Origin of the sequence: Streptomyces sp. NPDC058664, from assembly GCF_042716635.1 — a bacterium.
Lineage (GTDB): Bacteria > Actinomycetota > Actinomycetes > Streptomycetales > Streptomycetaceae > Streptomyces.
This window is the reverse complement of sequence record NZ_JBHXRW010000014.1, coordinates 36,941-56,338: the sequence shown is the minus strand read 5'-3', so window position 1 is coordinate 56,338 and position 19,398 is coordinate 36,941. Positions and strand designations below refer to the sequence as shown.

17 protein-coding genes and 1 tRNA gene are annotated in these 19,398 nt (G+C 70.7%); 1 reads left to right on the top strand and 17 read right to left on the bottom strand.

The window, feature by feature from the left end; all coding sequences use genetic code 11:
- Positions 1 to 10: 10 nt before the first annotated feature.
- The 17 genes from atpB to ACFWUY_RS13945 form a co-directional block, all read right to left on the bottom strand.
- Positions 11 to 820, bottom strand: coding sequence for a F0F1 ATP synthase subunit A (atpB, locus tag ACFWUY_RS14025; protein ID WP_384106979.1), 810 nt, complete (start codon positions 818 to 820; stop codon positions 11 to 13).
- A 225-nt stretch (positions 821 to 1,045) separates the two neighbouring features.
- Positions 1,046 to 1,459 (bottom strand): hypothetical protein, encoded by a 414-nt coding sequence (locus ACFWUY_RS14020; protein WP_384106977.1) that lies wholly within the window; start codon positions 1,457 to 1,459, stop codon positions 1,046 to 1,048.
- A 262-nt stretch (positions 1,460 to 1,721) separates the two neighbouring features.
- The gene (locus ACFWUY_RS14015) at positions 1,722 to 3,035 is read right to left on the bottom strand and encodes an MraY family glycosyltransferase (protein ID WP_384106975.1); all 1,314 of its coding nucleotides are present in this window, start codon (positions 3,033 to 3,035) and stop codon (positions 1,722 to 1,724) included.
- 129 nt (positions 3,036 to 3,164) lie between these two features.
- Positions 3,165 to 4,412 carry a serine hydroxymethyltransferase gene (glyA, locus tag ACFWUY_RS14010; RefSeq protein WP_384106973.1) on the bottom strand — a complete coding sequence of 416 codons (1,248 nt, stop codon included), beginning with the start codon at positions 4,410 to 4,412 and terminating at the stop codon, positions 3,165 to 3,167.
- Positions 4,413 to 4,521: 109 nt separating this feature from the next.
- Positions 4,522 to 5,169 (bottom strand): protein-tyrosine-phosphatase, encoded by a 648-nt coding sequence (locus ACFWUY_RS14005; RefSeq protein WP_384106971.1) that lies wholly within the window; start codon positions 5,167 to 5,169, stop codon positions 4,522 to 4,524.
- Positions 5,166 to 5,813, bottom strand: a complete 648-nt coding sequence (locus ACFWUY_RS14000; RefSeq protein WP_158990490.1) for an L-threonylcarbamoyladenylate synthase — start codon at positions 5,811 to 5,813, stop codon at positions 5,166 to 5,168. Before ACFWUY_RS14000 ends, ACFWUY_RS14005 begins: the two co-directional genes overlap by 4 nt.
- A gap of 40 nt (positions 5,814 to 5,853) precedes the next feature.
- Positions 5,854 to 6,735 carry a peptide chain release factor N(5)-glutamine methyltransferase gene (gene prmC, locus ACFWUY_RS13995; RefSeq protein ID WP_384106968.1) on the bottom strand — a complete coding sequence of 294 codons (882 nt, stop codon included), beginning with the start codon at positions 6,733 to 6,735 and terminating at the stop codon, positions 5,854 to 5,856.
- Positions 6,736 to 6,788: 53 nt separating this feature from the next.
- Positions 6,789 to 7,865, bottom strand: coding sequence for a peptide chain release factor 1 (prfA, locus tag ACFWUY_RS13990; RefSeq protein WP_384106966.1), 1,077 nt, complete (start codon positions 7,863 to 7,865; stop codon positions 6,789 to 6,791).
- A 98-nt stretch (positions 7,866 to 7,963) separates the two neighbouring features.
- Positions 7,964 to 8,185: a 50S ribosomal protein L31 gene (gene rpmE / locus ACFWUY_RS13985; RefSeq protein WP_030210647.1), complete on the bottom strand. Its 222-nt coding sequence runs from the start codon at positions 8,183 to 8,185 to the stop codon at positions 7,964 to 7,966.
- A 163-nt stretch (positions 8,186 to 8,348) separates the two neighbouring features.
- Positions 8,349 to 9,461, bottom strand: coding sequence for an LCP family protein (locus tag ACFWUY_RS13980; protein ID WP_384106964.1), 1,113 nt, complete (start codon positions 9,459 to 9,461; stop codon positions 8,349 to 8,351).
- A gap of 204 nt (positions 9,462 to 9,665) precedes the next feature.
- Positions 9,666 to 11,735, bottom strand: a complete 2,070-nt coding sequence (gene rho / locus ACFWUY_RS13975) for a transcription termination factor Rho (protein WP_384106962.1) — start codon at positions 11,733 to 11,735, stop codon at positions 9,666 to 9,668.
- Positions 11,736 to 12,148: 413 nt separating this feature from the next.
- Complete coding sequence (gene thrB / locus ACFWUY_RS13970) at positions 12,149 to 13,066, bottom strand: homoserine kinase (protein ID WP_015036193.1); 918 nt, start codon at positions 13,064 to 13,066, stop codon at positions 12,149 to 12,151.
- A 295-nt stretch (positions 13,067 to 13,361) separates the two neighbouring features.
- Entirely contained in the window at positions 13,362 to 14,432 is a 1,071-nt protein-coding gene (gene thrC / locus ACFWUY_RS13965; RefSeq protein ID WP_384106960.1) for a threonine synthase, read from the bottom strand.
- 6 nt (positions 14,433 to 14,438) lie between these two features.
- Positions 14,439 to 15,737: a homoserine dehydrogenase gene (locus ACFWUY_RS13960; RefSeq protein ID WP_384107127.1), complete on the bottom strand. Its 1,299-nt coding sequence runs from the start codon at positions 15,735 to 15,737 to the stop codon at positions 14,439 to 14,441.
- 153 nt (positions 15,738 to 15,890) lie between these two features.
- Positions 15,891 to 17,282 (bottom strand): diaminopimelate decarboxylase, encoded by a 1,392-nt coding sequence (gene lysA / locus ACFWUY_RS13955; protein ID WP_384106958.1) that lies wholly within the window; start codon positions 17,280 to 17,282, stop codon positions 15,891 to 15,893.
- An 18-nt stretch (positions 17,283 to 17,300) separates the two neighbouring features.
- Positions 17,301 to 18,269 carry an ArgS-related anticodon-binding protein NrtL gene (nrtL, locus tag ACFWUY_RS13950; protein ID WP_384106956.1) on the bottom strand — a complete coding sequence of 323 codons (969 nt, stop codon included), beginning with the start codon at positions 18,267 to 18,269 and terminating at the stop codon, positions 17,301 to 17,303.
- Between the two features lie 219 nt (positions 18,270 to 18,488).
- Entirely contained in the window at positions 18,489 to 19,016 is a 528-nt protein-coding gene (locus ACFWUY_RS13945; protein ID WP_384106952.1) for a response regulator, read from the bottom strand.
- Positions 19,017 to 19,174: 158 nt separating this feature from the next.
- Between ACFWUY_RS13945 and ACFWUY_RS13940 the strand changes: the two genes are divergently transcribed.
- A tRNA-Arg gene (locus tag ACFWUY_RS13940) sits at positions 19,175 to 19,246 on the top strand.
- Positions 19,247 to 19,398: the final 152 nt, after the last annotated feature.

Below are 19,398 nucleotides of genomic sequence, written 5' to 3'. Positions count from 1 at the left end.
ACGGATCGGCTCAGTGGTGCTCGGAGAGCGCGCCCTGGATGTAGCTGCAGGCCAGGAGGACGAAGACGTACGCCTGGACGGCCTGGATGAAGAGCTCGAAGGCGGTCATCACGAGGACCATCACGAACGAGGCGCCGGCGTAGACGAAGCCGAGGCCGTTCATGAGGTACCAGGTGGCCAGCGTGAACATCACGATGAGCAGGTGACCGGCGAACATGTTCGCGAACAGTCGCACCGCGTGCGTGAAGGGCCGGATGATGAGGTTCGAGAAGAACTCGAGTACGACGACCATCGGGAGGATCGCGCCGAGGGACTTGTCGTAGCCGACGATGTTCTTCCAGCCACCCACGAAGCCGTGCTTCTTGAAGGTGAGCGAGATCCACATCACGTACACGATCAGCGCGAGACCGGCCGGGAAGGCGATCAGCGACGTGACCGGGAACTGGGCGAGCGGAATGATCGACCAGAGGTTCATGATCCAGACGAAGAAGAACAGCGACACCATGAAGGGGACGTACTTCTCGCCGTCCTTCTTGCCGATGATCTCGTAGACGATGCCGCGGCGCACGAAGTCGTAACCGGCCTCGCCGACCATCTGCAGCTTGCCGGGGATCAGCTTGGGCTTGTTGAAGGCGGCCCAGAAGAACCCGACGATCACGATGGAGCCGAGGATGGCGAGCAGCATCGGCTTGGTCAGCTCGATGCCGGCCACCGTCGCGATGGGCTCGTACATGAACGTGTGCAGGCCCGGCGCCGGGAAGCCACATCCACTGAAGATGTGGCAATCCGGGTCGAAGGCAAGCGTCTGGTCAGCACTCACCGCGGGCTCCTTCAGCGTGGCGCATAGGTACGGCAACCTCGTTGTGTCGGCGCGGCACGCAGCCGCGGGTCGGCACTGGACTGGTCATACGGATAGGGGGGCGGCGGTTCGGCATCGAGCCTCGCGCTGGGACAGGCGCCTCTTCGGATGCCCGCGCCCGCAGTGCCGCAGTTGGCACCGGACGATAGCAGGAAGCCGAACGCGGCTTTATCCCGGCCCTACCCTTCACGACTTCGGCCCCGTGTTCCCGGGGTCGATGTACGTGATCTTGGCCTTCATGTACGCCCGAGCCTGTGCGGCGACCCACACCACGGTCGTCGCGAGCAATGTGAAGGCGAAGGCCTTGAAGTCGAACAGCGTGGTGTTCTTGAGCAAGGCCAGGAAGATGAAGAGCACCAGCAGCTGGGCCGTGTAGAGCATCAGCCCCATGGCCTGGAAGAGGTGCGGGAACGACTTCGCCGTCCGCTGGAGAACCAGCTGCCCGATCCCCATGAAGAGGATCACCACCAGGGTGCCGACGACCGCGCCGATCGCACCCTTGCCACCGGCGACCACCCCGCTGACGACCGTGGCGACGACGCCGACGGCTGCGGTGGGTACAACGGTGTGCAGAAGGATGCGTGCGTCGTTGGACGGCATGGCGGTGTCTCCGCTTGCTGAAGGGGGCGATGGTGTCGTCATGGACGAGCGTAAGCCCGGTCCGAGGTGGGTCTCGGGGCCAACGGACCGTCGCACTACGGTCTTTCGGCTCTGTCGCCGGGTCTCGTGAACCGTATCACAAACTATTTGAATAGGTCTTTACCCAGAAGGTGTGCCAACTGTCACACATGAGAGTTACCCCGCGCGTGTGTGCGCGACAGGAGTGCGCCTCGTCTGCTAGGAGCCGCGGACGCGGCCCTCGTCAACTTGGCGTTCCGGCCTTCCGCCGGTCGGTGAAGCGCGAGCGGTTGCCGATGGCCGTGGAGCCGTGGAGGCCGGCCGGTACCGGAACCCGCTCCTCCTCGACCGCGACCCCCTCCGGAGCGGCCTCCGTGACGGGAACCCGCTTGCGGCGGCGGTAACGCGGAGGCACCACGGACTGCGCCCAGCGCGGGGCGCGCGGCCTGAAGCGCGGCAGCAGGAGCAGCACCAGACCGATCGCGCTCAGTCCGACGACGCAGAGGACGATCCACATCGAGGCCGAGTGGACCGAGTACGCCAGCGTCCCGAAGGCGATCAGCGCCGACCAGAAGTACATGATCAGCACCGCGCGGCTGTGCGAGTGCCCGATCTCCAGGAGCCGGTGGTGAAGGTGCCCGCGGTCAGCCGCGAACGGCGACTGGCCGTTCCACGTGCGGCGCACGATCGCCAGGATGAGGTCCGCCATCGGGATCGCGATGATCGTCAGCGGCAGCAGCAGCGGGATGAAGACCGGCAGGGCGGCGTGGGTGGCCTCCCGGGTCGAGCCTTCGAAGATCTTCAGCGCGTCCGGGTCGACCTGGCCGGTGATCGAGATGGCGGAGGCCGCCAGGATCAGACCGATCAGCATCGAGCCGGAGTCGCCCATGAAGATCCGCGCCGGGTGCATGTTGTGCGGCAGGAAGCCCAGGCACATGCCCATGAGGACGACCGTGAAGAGCGTCGCGGGGGCGGCGGCCTCGATCGTGTAGCCGTACCAGAGGCGGTACGCGTACAGGAAGAAGGCGGCGGCGGCGATGCAGACCATGCCGGCGGCGAGGCCGTCGAGACCGTCGACGAAGTTGACCGCGTTGATGGTGAGGACCACCAGGGCGACGGTCAGGAGCGTGCCCTGCGCCGGGGTCAGGAGGACCACGCCGACGCCCGGGATCGGCAGCCACAGGATCGTCAGACCCTGGACGACCATCACGCCCGCCGAGATCATCTGCGCGCCCAGCTTGATCAGCGCGTCCAGCTCGAACTTGTCGTCGAGGACGCCGATCAGCCAGATCAGGGCAGCGCCGGAGAGCAGCGCGCGCGGCTCGTTGGAGAGCTCGAAGACGCTGTTCAGGTTCTGCAGGTGGTCGGCGACGAGGAGTCCCGCGCACAGCCCGAAGAACATGGCGATGCCACCGAGCCGCGGAGTCGGTTCTCGGTGTACGTCGCGGGCGCGGATCTCCGGCATCGCCCCGGTCGCGATGGCGAACTTCCGCACCGGACCGGTGAGCAGATAGGTCACCGCGGCCGTGACACAGAGCGTCAGCAGGTAATCACGCACGGGCTGCCCCACAGGAATCGCTGGCCATCTCAGCCCCACACCCTAGCCGTGCCGTCCATGTGCTTGGAGACACGCGGGCCCCCCGAACGGTTGCGTTCGGCCTCTCCCCGGCTTTTCCCGGGCCTTTCCTCACCGTCCGTACGGGGGAAATCTGCCGGTCAGTACCCGTACCTCCGCGCGTACCCCGGCCGTCTCCCCGGCGTCGTCCCGCAGCGCGGCGGTGAACAGCGCGGCGATCCTGGCCATCTCCGGGGCGCCCATCCCCTGCGTGGTGACGGCGGCGGTGCCGAGCCGGATGCCGCGCGCCTCCCCGTGCGGCAGGGCGCAGGTGTCGAGCACGATGCCGGCGGCGGCGAGCCGGGCGCGGGCGGTGCGGCCGTCGATGCCGAGGGAGGACGGGTCGGCGGTGATGAGGTGGGTGTCGGTGCCGCCGGTGATGGGCGCGAAGCCCTCGGCGGCGAGGGCCTCGGCGAGGACCCGGGCGTTCTCGACCACCTGATGGGCGTACGCGGTGAACGCCGGGGTGGACGCCTCGCCGAAGGCCACCGCCTTCGCCGCGATCGTGTGCATCTGGGCGCCGCCCTGGGTGAACGGGAACACCGCGCGGTCGATCCGGCCCGCGAGCTCGTCGCCGCAGAGGATCATTCCGCCGCGCGGACCCCGCAGCACCTTGTGGGTGGTCGCGCAGACCACGTCCGCGTACGGGACGGGGTTCGGGGCCGCTCCCCCGGCGACCAGGCCGATCGGATGGGCCGCGTCGGCGATGAGATAGGCGCCGACCTCGTCGGCGATCTCGCGGAACACCGCGTAGTCGAGGTGGCGGGGGTAGGAGATCGAGCCGCACACGATCGCCTTGGGGCGGTGGTGGCGGGCGAGCGCGGCGACCTGTTCGTGGTCGACGAGCCCGGTCTCGGCGTCCACGCCGTACGGGACGAAGTCGAACCAGCGCCCGGAGAAGTTCGCGGGCGAACCGTGGGTGAGGTGCCCGCCGTGGTTCAGGCCCATGGCGAGGACGGTGTCACCGGGCCTCAGGAGGGCCGCGTACGCCGCCAGGACGGCCGAGGAGCCCGAGTGGGCCTGGACGTTCGCGTGGTCGGCCCCGAAGAGCGCGGTGGCCCGTTCCACGGCGATCCGCTCGACGGCGTCGGCGTACTCGCAGCCGCCGTGGTGACGGGCGCCGGGGTATCCCTCGGCGTACTTGTTGGCGAGCGGGGAGCCGAGGGCGGCGAGGACGGCGCGCGAGGTGAAGTTCTCGGCGGCGATCAGCTGCAGGCTGTCGGCCTGCCGACGCACCTCGCCGAGCAGCACGTCGGCGATCTCCGGGTCCTGCCGACGCAGGACGTCGAGCTCCTCGGCGGGGGGTGCGGTGACCGACATGTCACCAATGTAGACACACCCCCACCACCCCGCCCGCCGAACGCCGGTCGCGCGCCCCGCACGCCCTCAAGGACCCTCAGTTCCCCGCCCCGCACGCCCTCAAGGACCGTCAGTCCCGCGCCGAAACCCCCGTCAGCGCCGTGACCACCGGGTCGAGAGCCGCGTTGATCTCTTCGCCGATCGAGCGGAAGAAGGTGATCGGGGCGCCGTACGGGTCGTTGACCTCGTCCGCGTCCACCGAGGGGGCCAGGAGCCACCCGCGTAGAGCCGCTGCCGCGCGGACCAGGGCGCGGGCGCGTTCCACCATGCCCTCGTCGTGGGCGTCGGGCAGCGTGGCCGGGTCGATCGCGCGGACCAGGCGGGTGAACTCCTTCAGGGTGAAGGTGCGCAGGCCCGCCGAGTGGCCCATGGAGATGACCTGGGCCCGGTGGTCGCGGGTCGCCGTCAGGACCAGATCCGCGCGGATGACGTGCTCGTCGAGGAGCTCGCGCCCCACGAAGCCGCTGTAGTCCGCGCCGAAGTCGGCGAGGACCAGTTCCGCGTTGGCCTCCATCGGGGCGCCCTCGTGGCCCCAGGTGCCCGCGCTCTCCACGATCAGGCCGCCGCCGAGAGGGTCGCCGAGGCGGTCGCACAGGGCATGGCGGGTCAGCCGCTCGGTGATCGGCGAGCGGCAGACGTTGCCGGTGCTGACGTGGAGGATGCGGAAGGTGTTGCTGTCGTCGAACCCCGCTATGCCACGCCCCTCAAGGGCGGTCAACTGGCCACCTCGAGGTCGGGTACGACCTTGCGGAGCTCCTCCGGGGACAGCGCGCCCTCGCGCAGCAGCACCGGGACCTTGCCCGTGACGTCGACGATGGAGGAGGGGACGATGCCGGGGGTCGGGCCGCCGTCGAGGTAGACGGAGACGGAGTCGCCGAGCATCTGCTGGGCCGCGTCGCAGTCCTCGGGCGACGGGTGGCCGGTGAGGTTGGCCGAGGAGACGGCCATCGGGCCGACCTCGGTGAGCAGCTCGATCGCGACCGGGTGCAGCGGCATGCGGATGGCGACGGTGCCCCGGGTGTCGCCCAGGTCCCACTGGAGGGACGGCTGGTGCCGGGCGACGAGGGTGAGGGCGCCGGGCCAGAACGCGTCGACGAGCTCCCAGGCCTGCTCGGAGAAGTCCGTGACGAGGCCGTGGAGGGTGTTCGGGGAGCCGATGAGCACGGGCGTGGGCATGTTGCGGCCCCGGCCCTTGGCGGCGAGCAGGTCCGCGACGGCCTCGCTGCTGAAGGCGTCCGCCCCGATCCCGTACACGGTGTCGGTGGGCAGCACGACCAGCTCGCCCCGGCGGACGGCGGACGCGGCTTCGCGCAGACCGGTCACTCGGTCGGTCGCCTCGTTGCAGTCGTATCGCCGTGCCATCAGTTCCCGGCCTCCTTGTACACGTGGTTCGTCATGCCGGTCACGGCATTGCCTTGCGGGCGGTCGCGAAGCGCGGCCGGTTGTTCAGGTCCGGGTGGTCGGCGGCGTCGGCCCAGCCGGCCTCTTCGTTGAAGATCCAGGGCACCTGCCCGCCCTGGGTGTCCGCGTGCTCGATGACGACGAGGCCGCCGGGGCGCAACAGGCGGTGGGCGGTGCGCTCGATGCCGCGGATGGTGTCGAGGCCGTCCTCGCCGGAGAAGAGGGCCATCTCCGGGTCGTGGTCGCGGGCCTCGGGCGCCACGTACTCCCACTCGGTGAGCGGGATGTACGGCGGGTTGGAGATGACCAGGTCGACCTGGCCGTCGAGCTCGGGGAGGGCGGACAGCGCGTTGCCCTGGTGGACGCTGACGCGGGAGCCCTCGGCGTTCTTGCGGGTCCAGACGAGGGCGTCGTCGGAGAGTTCGACGGCGTGCACGCGCGAGCGCGGCACCTCCTGGGCCATGGCGAGGGCGATGGCCCCGGAGCCGGTGCAGAGGTCGACGATGAGGGGTTCGACGACGTCCATGGCGCGGACGGCGTCTATGGCCCAGCCGACGACCGACTCGGTCTCCGGGCGGGGCACGAAGACCCCGGGTCCGACCTGGAGCTCCAGGTAGCGGAAGAACGCCCGTCCGGTGATGTGCTGGAGCGGTTCACGGGCCTCGCGGCGGGCGACCGTCTCCCAGTAGCGGGCGTCGAAGTCCGCGTCCTTGACGTTGTGCAGCTCCCCCCGCTTCACGCCGTGCACGAACGCGGCGAGCTCCTCGGCGTCGAAACGCGGTGAGGGGACGCCGGCGTCGGCCAGCCGCTGGGTGGCCTGGGCCACCTCGGCAAGCAGCAGACTTCGGGGGCCTGGGGGTCGCCCCCCAGAAAGTGACTGCACGCTGGTCCTCCGTGGTGCGGGGGTGGGGCTTACGGGACTTGCGCCGCTGCTGCTTACGCCGCTGCGAGCTTGGCGGCCGAGTCGGCGTCGACGCACGCCTGGATCATGGCGTCCAGGTCGCCGTCGAGCACCTGGTCGAGGTTGTACGCCTTGAAGCCGACGCGGTGGTCGGAGATCCGGTTCTCCGGGAAGTTGTACGTGCGGATCTTCTCGGACCGGTCGACGGTGCGGACCTGGCTGCGGCGGGCGTCGGCGGCCTTGGACTCGGCCTCCTCCTGCGCGGCGGCGAGCAGCCGGGACCGCAGGATGCGCATGGCCTGCTCCTTGTTCTGGAGCTGGCTCTTCTCGTTCTGGCAGGAGGCGACGATGCCGGTCGGCAGGTGGGTGATGCGGACCGCGGAGTCGGTGGTGTTGACCGACTGGCCGCCGGGTCCTGACGAGCGGTAGACGTCGATGCGCAGGTCGTTGGCGTGGACCTCGACCTCGACCTCCTCGGCCTCGGGCGTGACGAGCACGCCGGCGGCGGAGGTGTGGATGCGGCCGGCGGACTCGGTCGCGGGGACGCGCTGGACGCGGTGCACCCCGCCCTCGTACTTGAGGCGGGCCCAGACGCCCTGGCCGGGCTCGGTGGCGCCGTTGCCGCCCTTGGTCTTCACGGCGACCTGGACGTCCTTGTAGCCGCCGAGCTCGGACTCGGTGGCGTCGATGATCTCGGTCTTCCAGCCGACGCGCTCGGCGTACCGGAGGTACATGCGGAGCAGGTCGCCGGCGAAGAGGGCGGACTCGTCGCCGCCGGCGCCCGCCTTGATCTCCAGGATGACGTCCTTGTCGTCGCTCGGGTCGCGCGGGACGAGGAGCAGGCGGAGCTTTTCGGTGAGCTCCTCCCGGTCCTTCTCCAGCTGCTTGACCTCGGCGGCGAAGTCGGGGTCGTCGTGCGCGAACTCGCGGGCGGTCTCGATGTCGTCACCGGTCCGCTTCCAGGCCCGGTAGGTGGCGACGATCGGGGTCAGCTCGGCATAGCGCTTGTTGAGCTTGCGCGCGTTCGCCTGGTCGGCGTGGACCGAGGGGTCCGCGAGCTTCGTCTCCAGGCCGGCGTGCTCGCCGACCAGTTCCTCGACCGCCTCGAACATCGGGGGGCTCCTGGTCTTTTCGTCAGTTGCTACGGGGACGGCAAAGCGCCGGTCCCGGCCACCCGCGCGGGGCGACCGTGGACCGGCGCAGGGGCTCGCTACTTCGCGGCGGAGCCGGCCTTGCCGAAGCGGGCCTCGAAGCGGGCCACGCGGCCGCCGGTGTCGAGGATCTTCTGCTTGCCCGTGTAGAACGGGTGGCACTCGGAGCAGACCTCGGCACGGATGGTGCCCTCGGTCAGGGTGCTCCGGGTGGTGAACGACGCGCCACAGGTGCAGCTGACCTGGGTCTCGACGTACTCGGGGTGAATCTCGCGCTTCAAGGTGTCTCCTAGTTTCGGGAGGGCTCCGGGTCGCTTCCGCGGGTTGCGGCGAGCGTGAACCGGGACCGACGTACCAGTCTGCCAGGACCGGCCGTATCTCCCAAAACCGGGGTCGGGCCGGAAGTATTCCGGAAGTGCCCCGTGAGGAGCTCCGAGGTGCTCCTCACGGGGCCGCGGGCTGTTTCACGACACCGTCGGCCTTGCCGGTGGCGGCGCCCTTCGTCGCGGACGCGGGGATCGGCCGGTCGTTCTTCAGGGCCGTCCAGACCTCCCGCGCCCGGGCTTCCAGGGGGACGACGCGGTTGGGGTCACGGGGGTCGTACTCGACGGGCAGGGTGACCATGTGGACGTCCCGGGCGCCGATGCCGGAGAGGCCCTTCGCGAAGCCCATCAGCTCCTGGACCGAGTCGAGTTCGGAGTCGGGGGTGATCGCCTTGGTGGCGGCGTCGGCGAGGTCGAGGAGCTTCTTCGGGTTCGTGAGGACGCCGACGTCCTTGACCTGCTCGACGAAGGCCTTCATGAAGGCCTGCTGGAGCTGGATGCGACCGAGGTCGCTGCCGTCGCCGACGCTCTTGCGGGTGCGGACGAGGCCGAGGGACCGCTCGCCGTCGAGGGTGTGGGTGCCCGGTGCGAGGTCGAGGTGGCTCTTGTCGTCCTTGATGGCCGCGGTGGTGGTGATCTCCACGCCGCCGAGTTCGTCGATGAGCTTCTTGAAGCCGGTGAAGTCGACCTCGATGTAGTGGTCCATGCGGATGCCGGACATCGCCTCGACCGTCTTGACGGCGCAGGCGGGGCCGCCGGCCTCGTACGCGGTGTTGAACATGGCCCGCTGCTCACCGGCGACGGCGGCGCCCCGGCCGTCGGCGCAGGAGGGCCGGGCGACGAGGGTGTCGCGGGGTATGGAGACGACGCTCGCCCTCTTGTGGCCCTCGTGGACGTGGACGACCATCGCGGTGTCGGAGCGGGCGCCGCCCTCGTCCTCGCCGTAGCCGTCGTTGTCGCCGGCGCGCGAGTCGGAGCCGAGGACGAGGATGTCCAGGGAGCCGTCGTCGACGTCGTCGGGGCGGTCGGCGCCCAGCTGGGCGTTGATGTCGACGGCCTCGATGTTGCCGTCGAGCTTGACGTACACGTATCCGAGTCCGGCGCCGCCGAGCACGAGGACCGCGGCGACTCCCGAGCCGAGGATCGCCAGTCCCCGCCTCCGCCCGGCGGGCGGCTTGCGGCGGCGACCGCTTCCCGCGCCGGCTGTCCGGCCCCTCTTGCTCTGCTCGGTCATCGTCTTCCCTCGGCCCTGGGTTCACCATGTGTGACGGCGAAGCGCCCGAAAGGGTTGCATGCGGACCTGTGAGGTTTCGGGGGCCGGTGACGGAAACAGCACCGCGCCCACCGTGCGGGGCACGATGGGCGCGGTGGTTCACGCAGGTCACGACAGGGTTACGGACTCGGGGCCCGGCTTCCGACGTGTGACGCGGCTCTCACGTCAGTCGTTGTTGGAGCCACCCGGCGTGGTCTTCTGGATCTGCAGCAGGAACTCGCCGTTCGACTTCGTCTGCTTCATCTTGTCGAGCAGCAGCTCGATCGCCTGCTGCTGGTCGAGCGCGTGCAGCACGCGACGCAGCTTCCAGGTGACGGCGAGCTCGTCCGCGCCGAGCAGGATCTCTTCCTTACGGGTACCGGACGCGTCGACGTCCACCGCCGGGAAGATGCGCTTGTCGGCGAGCTTCCGGTCGAGCTTGAGCTCCATGTTGCCGGTGCCCTTGAACTCCTCGAAGATCACCTCGTCCATGCGCGAACCGGTGTCGACCAGCGCGGTCGCGAGGATGGTCAGCGAGCCGCCGTCCTCGATGTTGCGCGCGGCACCGAAGAAGCGCTTCGGCGGGTAGAGCGCGGTCGAGTCGACACCACCGGACAGGATGCGGCCGGAGGCCGGCGCCGCGAGGTTGTACGCGCGGCCCAGGCGGGTGATCGAGTCGAGCAGGACGACCACGTCGTGACCCAGCTCCACGAGGCGCTTGGCGCGCTCGATGGCCAGCTCGGCGACGGTGGTGTGGTCCTCGGCCGGACGGTCGAAGGTCGAGGAGATGACCTCGCCCTTGACCGACCGCTGCATGTCGGTGACCTCTTCCGGACGCTCGTCGACCAGGACGACCATCAGGTGGCACTCGGGGTTGTTGTGCGTGATCGCGTTGGCGATCGCCTGCATGATCATGGTCTTGCCGGTCTTCGGCGGGGCCACGATCAGACCGCGCTGGCCCTTGCCGATCGGCGACACGAGGTCGATGATCCGCGTGGTCAGCACGCCCGGGTCGGTCTCCAGACGGAGCCGGTCCTGCGGGTACAGCGGGGTCAGCTTGTTGAACTCGGGGCGGCCGCGGCCGGAGTCGGCGGCCATGCCGTTCGCCGAGTCCAGGCGGACCAGCGCGTTGAACTTCTCGCGGCGCTCGCCCTCCTTCGGCTGCCGCACGGCGCCGGTGACGTGGTCACCCTTGCGCAGGCCGTTCTTGCGGACCTGGGCGAGGGAGACGTACACGTCGTTCGGGCCGGGCAGGTAGCCGGAGGTCCGGATGAACGCGTAGTTGTCGAGGATGTCCAGGATGCCCGCGACGGGGATCAGGACGTCGTCGTCCGCGACCTGCGGCTCGCCGGCCTGGAAGTCGTCACGGCCACGACGGCCACGGCGGTCGCGGTAACGGCCGCGACGCCCGCGACGGCCGCCCGCCTCGTCGTCGTAGTCGTCCTGCGGGCCGGCCTGCGGGCCGCCCTGCTGGCTCTGGCCCTGGCCCTGGACCTGCTGGCCCTGACCCTGGCCGCCCTGGCGCTGACGCTGGCCGCCCTGGCCACCGCCCTGCTGCTCGTCGCCCTTGCCGCGGTCGCGCTGACGGTCACGGCGCTCACGGCGCTCGCCGCGCTCACCGCGGTCGCCCCGCTCACCGCGGTCACGGCGGCCACGGCCTTCGGCGCCGTCGACGGCGGCCTCGGCCTTGGCGTCGGTCTGCGTGTCGGCCTTGACCTCGGTACGGGTCTCGGCGCGGGCCTCGGTCTTGACGACCTGCGGGGCCTCGGCCTTGGCCTCGCCCTCCGGCGAACCGGCGGGGGCGGTGGCCCGACGACGACGGCGCTCACCGGCCGGCTGGTCGTCCGACGCCGGCTGGCCCGGGATGTCGATCTGCTGCTGGGCGACGGCCTTCTCGGCCTTCTCCGCCTTGGGCTCGACGGCCTCGGCGGCGGTCTCGCCGGTACGGGTCTTGGCGGTGGTGCGGCGCTTCGGCTTGGTCTCGGCGGCGTCGGCGGTCTTGGCGGGGGCGGCGGAGCCTCCACCGGCCTGCGCCTCCTTGATGACCTCGATCAGCTGGCTCTTGCGCATCCGCGCGGTGCCCCTGATGCCGAGGCCGGACGCGACCTGCTGCAGCTCGGCCAGGACCATGCCGTCGAGGCCGGTGCCGGAGCGGCGGCGCCGTACGGTGCCGCCGGTGGCAGCACCTGCGGCGGGCGCGGCGGCGTCGACACTGCTGTCGGCAGTCACGCCCATCAGATCGGTGGTGTCGCTCACGAAGGGTCCTTCCCTGGAGCGGACGTCGGCCATCTGGCTCGGCGACCGGTTGTGCTGTCCGGCAGCGGTCCCGTGTGGGTGGACCGTGTCCGGGGCGGTGGTCCCGCCGGGTACGGCGGAGAGAACGTGCTGTGGGTCCGGCCCGAGCGCCCCCTGCTCGGCCCTCACTGCGGAAGAGCGAGGGGTGTCGTGCCGGTTCCGGAGCGTGCTCGAAACTGCACAGGCAGGCTGCTCAGGCAGTTGGGGAGGCTCCCGGAAGAATCGGTGGTCCCTGATGGGGACACTCAGCACCGCGCCACAAAGGCGCCGGGTGCTGACTTGAGGTTAACACTACCGGCTCCAACAAACATTCCCCCTCTCTCTCACCGGCAATCTCCTGTACCGGACGCTGCCCGGCGTCCGGCCCGCCGCGCCTAGGGCGCCAGCGGCAGGACGCTCGCTCCGGACGCGTCGAGGTCGAGCCGGTTCGCGGCCCAGCCCTCACCCGCCAGTCGGGCGACCTTGTCGGCCGTTCCGTGTTCGGCCAGCGCGAGCACCGTGGGGCCGGCGCCGGAGATGACCGCGGGGACGCCGTCCGCCCGCAGCCGGTTCACCAGGGCGATGCTCTCCGGCATCGCGGGAGCCCGGTACTCCTGGTGCAGCCGGTCCTCGGTGGCCGCGAGCAGCAGCTCGGGGCGGCGGGTCAGGGCCTCGACGAGGAGGGCGGCGCGCCCGGCGTTGGCCGCGGCGTCCACGTGCGGGACGGTGCGCGGAAGAAGGCCGCGGGCGGTCTCGGTGAGTACCGGCTTTCCGGGGACGAAAACCACCGGAACGATGGAATCCGAGGGATCCATCCTGATCGCCCGCGCGGCACCGGACTCGGTCCAGGCGAGCGTGAATCCGCCGAGCAGACAGGCGGCGACGTTGTCGGGGTGACCCTCGATCTCGGTGGCCAGCTCGAGAAGGGCGGCCTCGTCGAGCCGGGCGTCCCCGCCTATGGTCACGGCGCGGGCGGCGACGATGCCGGCGCAGATGGCGGCCGAGGAGGAGCCGAGGCCGCGGCCGTGCGGGATGCGGTTGGCGCAGACGACCTCGAGGCCGCGCGGCTGTCCGCCGAGCAGGTCGAAGGCCGTGCGCAGGGAGCGTACGAGCAGGTGGCTCTCGTCGCGCGGGAGCGTCTCGGCACCCTCGCCGGCGATGTCGACGTGCAGCCCGGAGTCGGCGACACGGACGACGACGTCGTCGTAGAGGCCCAGCGACAGGCCGAAGGCGTCGAAGCCCGGACCGAGATTGGCGCTGGTGGCGGGGACGCGCACCCGTACGGCGGCGGCGCGGAACGCTGGACCGGCCATCGCTCGATGACTCTCCTTGATTGCGACAACGGGTATGTCAGGCGGGGTGTTTCAGGCGTGCGCCTCAAAGAAGCGCACGGGAACCCGGGGGACCGTTTCGGCCTTGGCGGCGACAACGGCGACGACACCGCGCATATGCGGCGGGACGGGTTCGGTACAGCCTATCGAAGGAAGGTTCTGCCGCGACATAGGGCGCACAGGAGGCGCACGATGCGTGTCGCGAGCCAACCTGTGCGCCTATGTAGGTTCCTGATCGGGTTTCGATCAGTGCCTTTCCCTGGGCAAGGGGGTGGGATCAGGCCAGACCGAGGCGCTCGGCCGCGGCCGCGGCGTCGACCGGGACGGTGACCGGCTGCGGTGCGCCGGCGACGGCCCAGTCGGGGTCCTTGAGCCCGTTGCCGGTGACCGTGCAGACGATCCTCTGGCCCGGGTCGACCTTGCCCTGCTCGGCGGCCTTCAGCAGACCGGCGACCGAAGCGGCCGAAGCGGGCTCCACGAAGACGCCCTCCTGCGCGGCCAACAGGCGGTAGGCGCGCAGGATCTCACGATCCGTCACCTCGTCGATGAAGCCGCCCGACTCGTCGCGCGCGGCGATCGCGTAGTCCCACGAGGCCGGGTTGCCGATCCGGATCGCGGTGGCGATCGTCGACGGGTCCTTGACGACCTCGCCGCGCACCAGCGGCGCGGAACCGGAGGCCTGGAAGCCCCACATGCGCGGCCGGTGCGTGGAGACGGCGTCGGCGGCGTACTCGGTGTACCCCTTCCAGTACGCCGTGATGTTGCCGGCGTTGCCGACGGGCAGGACGTGGATGTCGGGCGCGTCGCCGAGCATGTCCACGATCTCGAACGCGGCGGTCTTCTGGCCCTCGATGCGGACCGGGTTGACCGAATTGACCAGCGCCACCGGGTAGTTCTCGGAGAGGCCGCGGGCCAGCGTCAGACAGTCGTCGAAGTTGCCGTCGACCTGGAGGATCTTCGCGCCGTGCACGAGGGCCTGGCCCATCTTGCCGAGCGCGATCTTGCCCTGCGGCACGAGGACGGCGCAGACCATCCCGGCACGTACCGCGTAGGCCGCGGCGGAGGCGGAGGTGTTGCCGGTGGAGGCGCAGATGACGGCCTGCGCCCCCTCCTCCTTGGCCCGGGTGATGGCCATGGTCATGCCCCGGTCCTTGAAGGAGCCGGTGGGGTTGGCGCCCTCGACCTTGAGGTGCACCTCGCAGCCCGTGCGCTCGGAGAGAACCTGAGCGGGAACGAGCGGCGTACCGCCCTCACGGAGTGTGACGACCGGCGTCATGTCCGTGACCGGAAGGCGGTCCCGGTACTCCTCGATGATGCCGCGCCACTGGTGGGTGCCCTTGGTGGTCATGGGTCCTTACTCCCCTTCAACACGCATGATGCTGGCGACACCGCGTACGGTGTCGAGCTTGCGCAGCGCCTCGACGGTCCCCGAGAGGGCGGCGTCGGGCGCGCGGTGGGTGACGACGACGAGGGAGGCCTCGCCGTCTCCGTCCTGTCGACCGTGCTGGCGCACGGTGTCGATGGAGACGCCGTGCTCGGCGAAGACCGTCGCGACCTGGGCGAGAACGCCCGGCTTGTCGGCCACGTCGAGGCTGATGTGGTACCGCGTCACGACCTCGCCCATGGAGCTCACGGGCAGCTGGGTGTACGCGGACTCGCCGGGGCCGTTGGCCTCGTTGAGCTTGTTGCGGCACACGGCGACGAGGTCGCCGAGGACGGCCGAGGCGGTCGGAGAGCCGCCGGCGCCGGGGCCGTAGAACATGAGCTGCCCGGCCGCGTCCGCCTCGACGAAGACCGCGTTGTACGCCTCGCGCACGGAGGCGAGCGGGTGGCTGAGCGGAATCATCGCGGGGTGCACGCGCGCGGTGACGGACCCGCCGTCGGCGGCCCGCTCGCAGATGGCGAGCAGCTTGATGGTGCAGCCCATCTGCCGGGCGGAGGCGAAGTCGGCGGCGGTGACCTCGGTCATGCCCTCGCGGTACACGTCGTCGAGGCGCACGCGCGTGTGGAAGGCGATCCCGGCGAGGATGGCGGCCTTGGCGGCGGCGTCGAAGCCCTCGACGTCGGCGGTCGGGTCGGCCTCGGCGTATCCGAGGGCGGTGGCCTCGTCGAGCGCCTCGGAGTAACCGGCGCCGGACGTGTCCATCTTGTCCAGGATGAAGTTCGTCGTGCCGTTGACGATGCCCATGACGCGGTTGATCTTGTCGCCGGCGAGGGACTCGCGCAGCGGCCGGATCAGCGGGATGGCGCCGGCGACGGCGGCCTCGTAGTAGAGGTCCTGGCCGTGCTTCTCGGCGGCGGCGTAGAGGCTCGCGCCGTCCTGGGCGAGCAGGGCCTTGTTCGCCGAGACGACGGAGGCGCCGTGCTCGAAGGCGGTGGTGATGAGGGTGCGGGCCGGCTCGACCCCGCCGATGACCTCGACGACGACGTCGATGTCGTCCCGTTCGACCAGGGCGGTGGCGTCGGTGGTGATCAGCTCCGCGGGGATGCCCTCGCGGACCTTGTCCGGGCGGCGGACCGCCACGCCGGCGAGCTCGACCGGGGCGCCGATGCGCGCGGCGAGGTCGTCGGCGTGCGTCGTCATGATGCGCGCCACCTCTGAGCCGACCACTCCACAGCCCAGCAGCGCCACCTTCAGCGGACGCGTACGCATCATCCGACCTCTTTCCGTCCTGCTTCGTATCTCTACGTTCGTATCTCTACGGTTCTACGGTTCTCTGCGGTGGAACCAGTCTCACTCACCGGACGGGGGTTTCCGCCCCTCGTCCGGATCCTGAGACATTGATTTCACCACTCGACTATTTCATCATCCGACGTCGAGACGCAGGAGATCTTCCTCCGTCTCGCGGCGGACGATCACCCGTGCCTCGCCGTCACGGACGGCGACGACGGGCGGCCGGAGCGCGTGGTTGTAGTTGCTGGCCATGGAGCGGCAGTACGCGCCGGTGGCGGGCACGGCGATGAGGTCGCCGGGCGCCAGGTCCGAGGGCAGGAAGGCGTCCCGTACGACGATGTCACCGCTCTCGCAGTGCTTGCCGACGACCCTGGAGAGCATCGGCTCGGCGTCGCTGGCCCGCGAGACGAGGCTCACGCTGTACTCGGCGTCGTAGAGCGCGGTGCGGATGTTGTCCGACATGCCGCCGTCGACGCTCACGTACGTCCGCAGCCCTTCGAGCGGCTTGACGGTACCGACCCGGTAGAGCGTGAAGGCGGTCGGCCCGACGATCGCCCGGCCGGGCTCGACGGAGATGCGCGGAGTGGCGAGCCCCGCGGCCTCGCACTCCCGCGTCACGATCTCGCCGAGCGCCTTCGCGATCTCGTGCGGCTCGCGCGGGTCGTCCTCGGAGGTGTACGCGATGCCGAGGCCGCCGCCGAGGTCGATCTCGGGGAGTTCGACGCCGTGCTCGTCACGCACCTCGGCGAGCAGCTGGACCACACGGCGGGCGGACACCTCGAAGCCGGCCATGTCGAAGATCTGCGACCCGATGTGCGAGTGGATGCCGATGAGCTCGAGCCCGTCGAGCTTCAGCGCGCGGCGCACGGCCTCGGCCGCCTGTCCCCCGGCGAGCGCGATGCCGAACTTCTGGTCCTCGTGCGCGGTGGCGATGAACTCGTGCGTGTGGGCCTCGACGCCGACCGTCACCCGGATCTGCACGCGCTGCCGCTTGCCGAGGGACTGCGCGATGTGGGCGACGCGCGCGATCTCCTGGAAGGAGTCGAGGACGATCCGCCCGACCCCGGCCTCGACGGCCGTACGGATCTCGTCCTCGCTCTTGTTGTTGCCGTGGAAGGCGATGCGCTCGGCGGGCATGCCGGCGGAGAGCGCGGTGGTGAGCTCGCCGCCGGAGCACACGTCGAGGTTCAGCCCCTCCTCCTCGAGCCACCGCACGACGGCCCGCGAGAGGAACGCCTTGCCCGCGTAGAAGACGTCGGCGTCCGTGCCGAAGGCCTCGGCCCAGGCGCGGCAGCGGGCGCGGAAGTCGGTCTCGTCGAGGAAGTAGGCGGGCGTGCCGAACTCCTCGGCGAGGTCGGTCGCGCTCAGGCCTCCGACGGTGAGGACGCCCTGCTCGTCCCTCGTGACGGTCCGGGACCACACCTTCGGGTCGAGGACGTTGAGGTCGGTCGGCGGCGCGGAGTAGTGGCCCTCGGGAAGGACGTCGGCGTGGCGGGGCCCTGCGGGGTGGGCGGAACGGCTCATGTCTGTTCTTCTGCTCTCTCAGATCCGATCGGGTGCGCTGATGCCGAGCACGGCGAGGCCACCGGCGAGCACCGTCCCGGCGGCTTCGGCGAGCGCGAGCCGGGAACGGTGGGCGGCCGAGGGTTTCTCGTCGCCGAGCGGCAGAACGGTGTGCTGGAACGCGAGCAGCGCGTCGGCGGTGGCTTCCAGGTGCCGGGCGACCCGGTCGGGGGCGCGGTGGCGGGCGGCGGCGAGAAGGACGACGGGGTGGTCGCCGAGGGCGCCGAGGAGTTCGGGTGCGTCGACGGGCGCCTCGTCCTCGTACACGGGTGTGATCCGGAGCTGCGCGCCGTTGACGAGCAGCCTTCGCGCCCGCGAGTACGCGTACCGGACGCGGAACAGGGGGTTGCGCTCGTGCTGCGCGAGGAGCGGCGGCCCGTCGAGGGGCCGGTCCCGGGGCGCGGGCCGGAGCAGCGCCCAGCGGGCGGCGTCGGGGCCGAGGGCCCCTTCCCGGTACTCCCCGGGGTGCACGTGGATCCGCTCGGTGCCGCCGAACCCGGCGTCGGCCCCGTGCAGCCGGAGGAGCCGGACGACGGTCCCGGTGACGAGGGCGGCCCGGGCCTCGGTGGGATCGGCGAAGCGGACGGTGGTCCCGGCGAGCGCGGTGCCGCTCCCGTACGCGGATCCGGCTTCCCGGACCGCCCGGACGAGCTCGCCGCCGGCGTCGCGCCGGAGGCTGAAGTTCAGGAACCCGGGCCCGGTGATCTCGACGCCCCGGAGCCCGGGAGCGTCCCGGAGCCGCTCCTCCAGGATCCCCGCGACATCGAGGGCGCTGCGCCCGGCGGACCGGGCGAGGGTCAGGGCGATGCTGCTGGCGTACTCCCCCGTGCCACCGGGACGGGCCCGCTCGACCTTCACCCGCGGGGGTACGTCGACCCGCAGCGCACCGTCGTCGACCGCGCGGCGCACGGCGTGCAGCACGGTGAGGGAGAGGTCCGCGGGGGTCACGGGGCAAGCCTAGGGGAGGAGGGGGGTCGGAACGCGAACCGGTTTCGCCATGCGGGCACCCGGGCCGACGACGAGGACCACGAGGCCGGGCTTGGGACGCGGTCCGGGCGCGGTCCGGGCTGCGTCCCGGGCGCGGTCCGGGCTACGTTCCGGGCTGCGGTTCGAACCGTCGGGCCTCGGTCCGGAGCCACGCCCAGAGTCCGTGCTCAGACTCCATACTCAGAGTCGGTGCTCAGAGTCCGTACTCAAAAGCCGTGCTCGGACCACCCCGGGCGTACCCCCGGCGCGTCGGGTCTCCTGATCCTGCCGCCCCTCGCCCGCGGCAGGCTCCTCTCCGCCGTCGGACCCGGCCGCCTCCGGCCGCTCACGCCGCTCGCGGTGCATGAGCTGGCGGACCACGCGGACGAGCTCGGTGGGCTCGAAGGGCTTGGCGAGGAAGGCGTCGATCCCGGAGCCGACCCCGTCGGCGACCTCGTGCTCACCGCAGGCGCTGATGATCGCGACCGGCAGATGACTGGTCCGCGGATCGGCCCGTAGCCGCTCGGCCGTCCTGACCCCGTCGAGTCGGGGCATGACGACGTCCAGGGTGACGACATCAGGACGAACCCGATGCACGACATCCAGACACTCGGCACCATCGGCCGCGGTCACGACCTCGAACCCCTCGAGTTCGAGATTGACCCTGATCAACTGCCGGATCACCTTGTTGTCGTCGACAACGAGCACCCGGCCGGACGCGCCTGACACACGACGAGAGTAGGCCGCCCCGAACGGCTGCGTCCGGGTTTTACCCACTTCTGACCCGTGCGGGGGACGGACCCCCCGGTGACACCCCGGAAATACCTGTTCACAGCCACTCCCGGAGAGCTGGTAGGGTTCTACCCGTCGCCGCCGAACGCGGCAGCGCCCCCGTAGCTCAGGGGATAGAGCAACGGCCTCCGGAGCCGTGTGCGCAGGTTCGAATCCTGCCGGGGGCACTTCGCAGGAAGTGCCAAAAGACCCCGTGATCAGCGGAAACGCTGAGCGCGGGGTCTTGTTGTATGTGCAGGCGTGTGCCGGGGTGAGTGGCCGTATGACAGGGGTCGCGGCCTATTCGCGGCCTGGGCCGCGGGGCGAAGCCGCAGGTGAG

Coding starts and splice junctions, on each gene's coding strand:
- ACFWUY_RS14000 (WP_158990490.1), bottom strand. CDS start 5,813: ATGGCACGGCGATACGACTGCAACGAGGCGACCGACCGAGTGACCGGT.
- thrC (WP_384106960.1), bottom strand. CDS start 14,432: ATGACCACCAAGGGCACCCACCAGTGGCGCGGCATCATCGAGGAGTAC.
- lysA (WP_384106958.1), bottom strand. CDS start 17,282: ATGAGCCGTTCCGCCCACCCCGCAGGGCCCCGCCACGCCGACGTCCTT.
- thrB (WP_015036193.1), bottom strand. CDS start 13,066: ATGGCCGGTCCAGCGTTCCGCGCCGCCGCCGTACGGGTGCGCGTCCCC.
- prfA (WP_384106966.1), bottom strand. CDS start 7,865: ATGTTCGAGGCGGTCGAGGAACTGGTCGGCGAGCACGCCGGCCTGGAG.
- ACFWUY_RS13960 (WP_384107127.1), bottom strand. CDS start 15,737: ATGCGTACGCGTCCGCTGAAGGTGGCGCTGCTGGGCTGTGGAGTGGTC.
- ACFWUY_RS13980 (WP_384106964.1), bottom strand. CDS start 9,461: ATGACCGAGCAGAGCAAGAGGGGCCGGACAGCCGGCGCGGGAAGCGGT.
- ACFWUY_RS14020 (WP_384106977.1), bottom strand. CDS start 1,459: ATGCCGTCCAACGACGCACGCATCCTTCTGCACACCGTTGTACCCACC.
- glyA (WP_384106973.1), bottom strand. CDS start 4,412: ATGTCGGTCACCGCACCCCCCGCCGAGGAGCTCGACGTCCTGCGTCGG.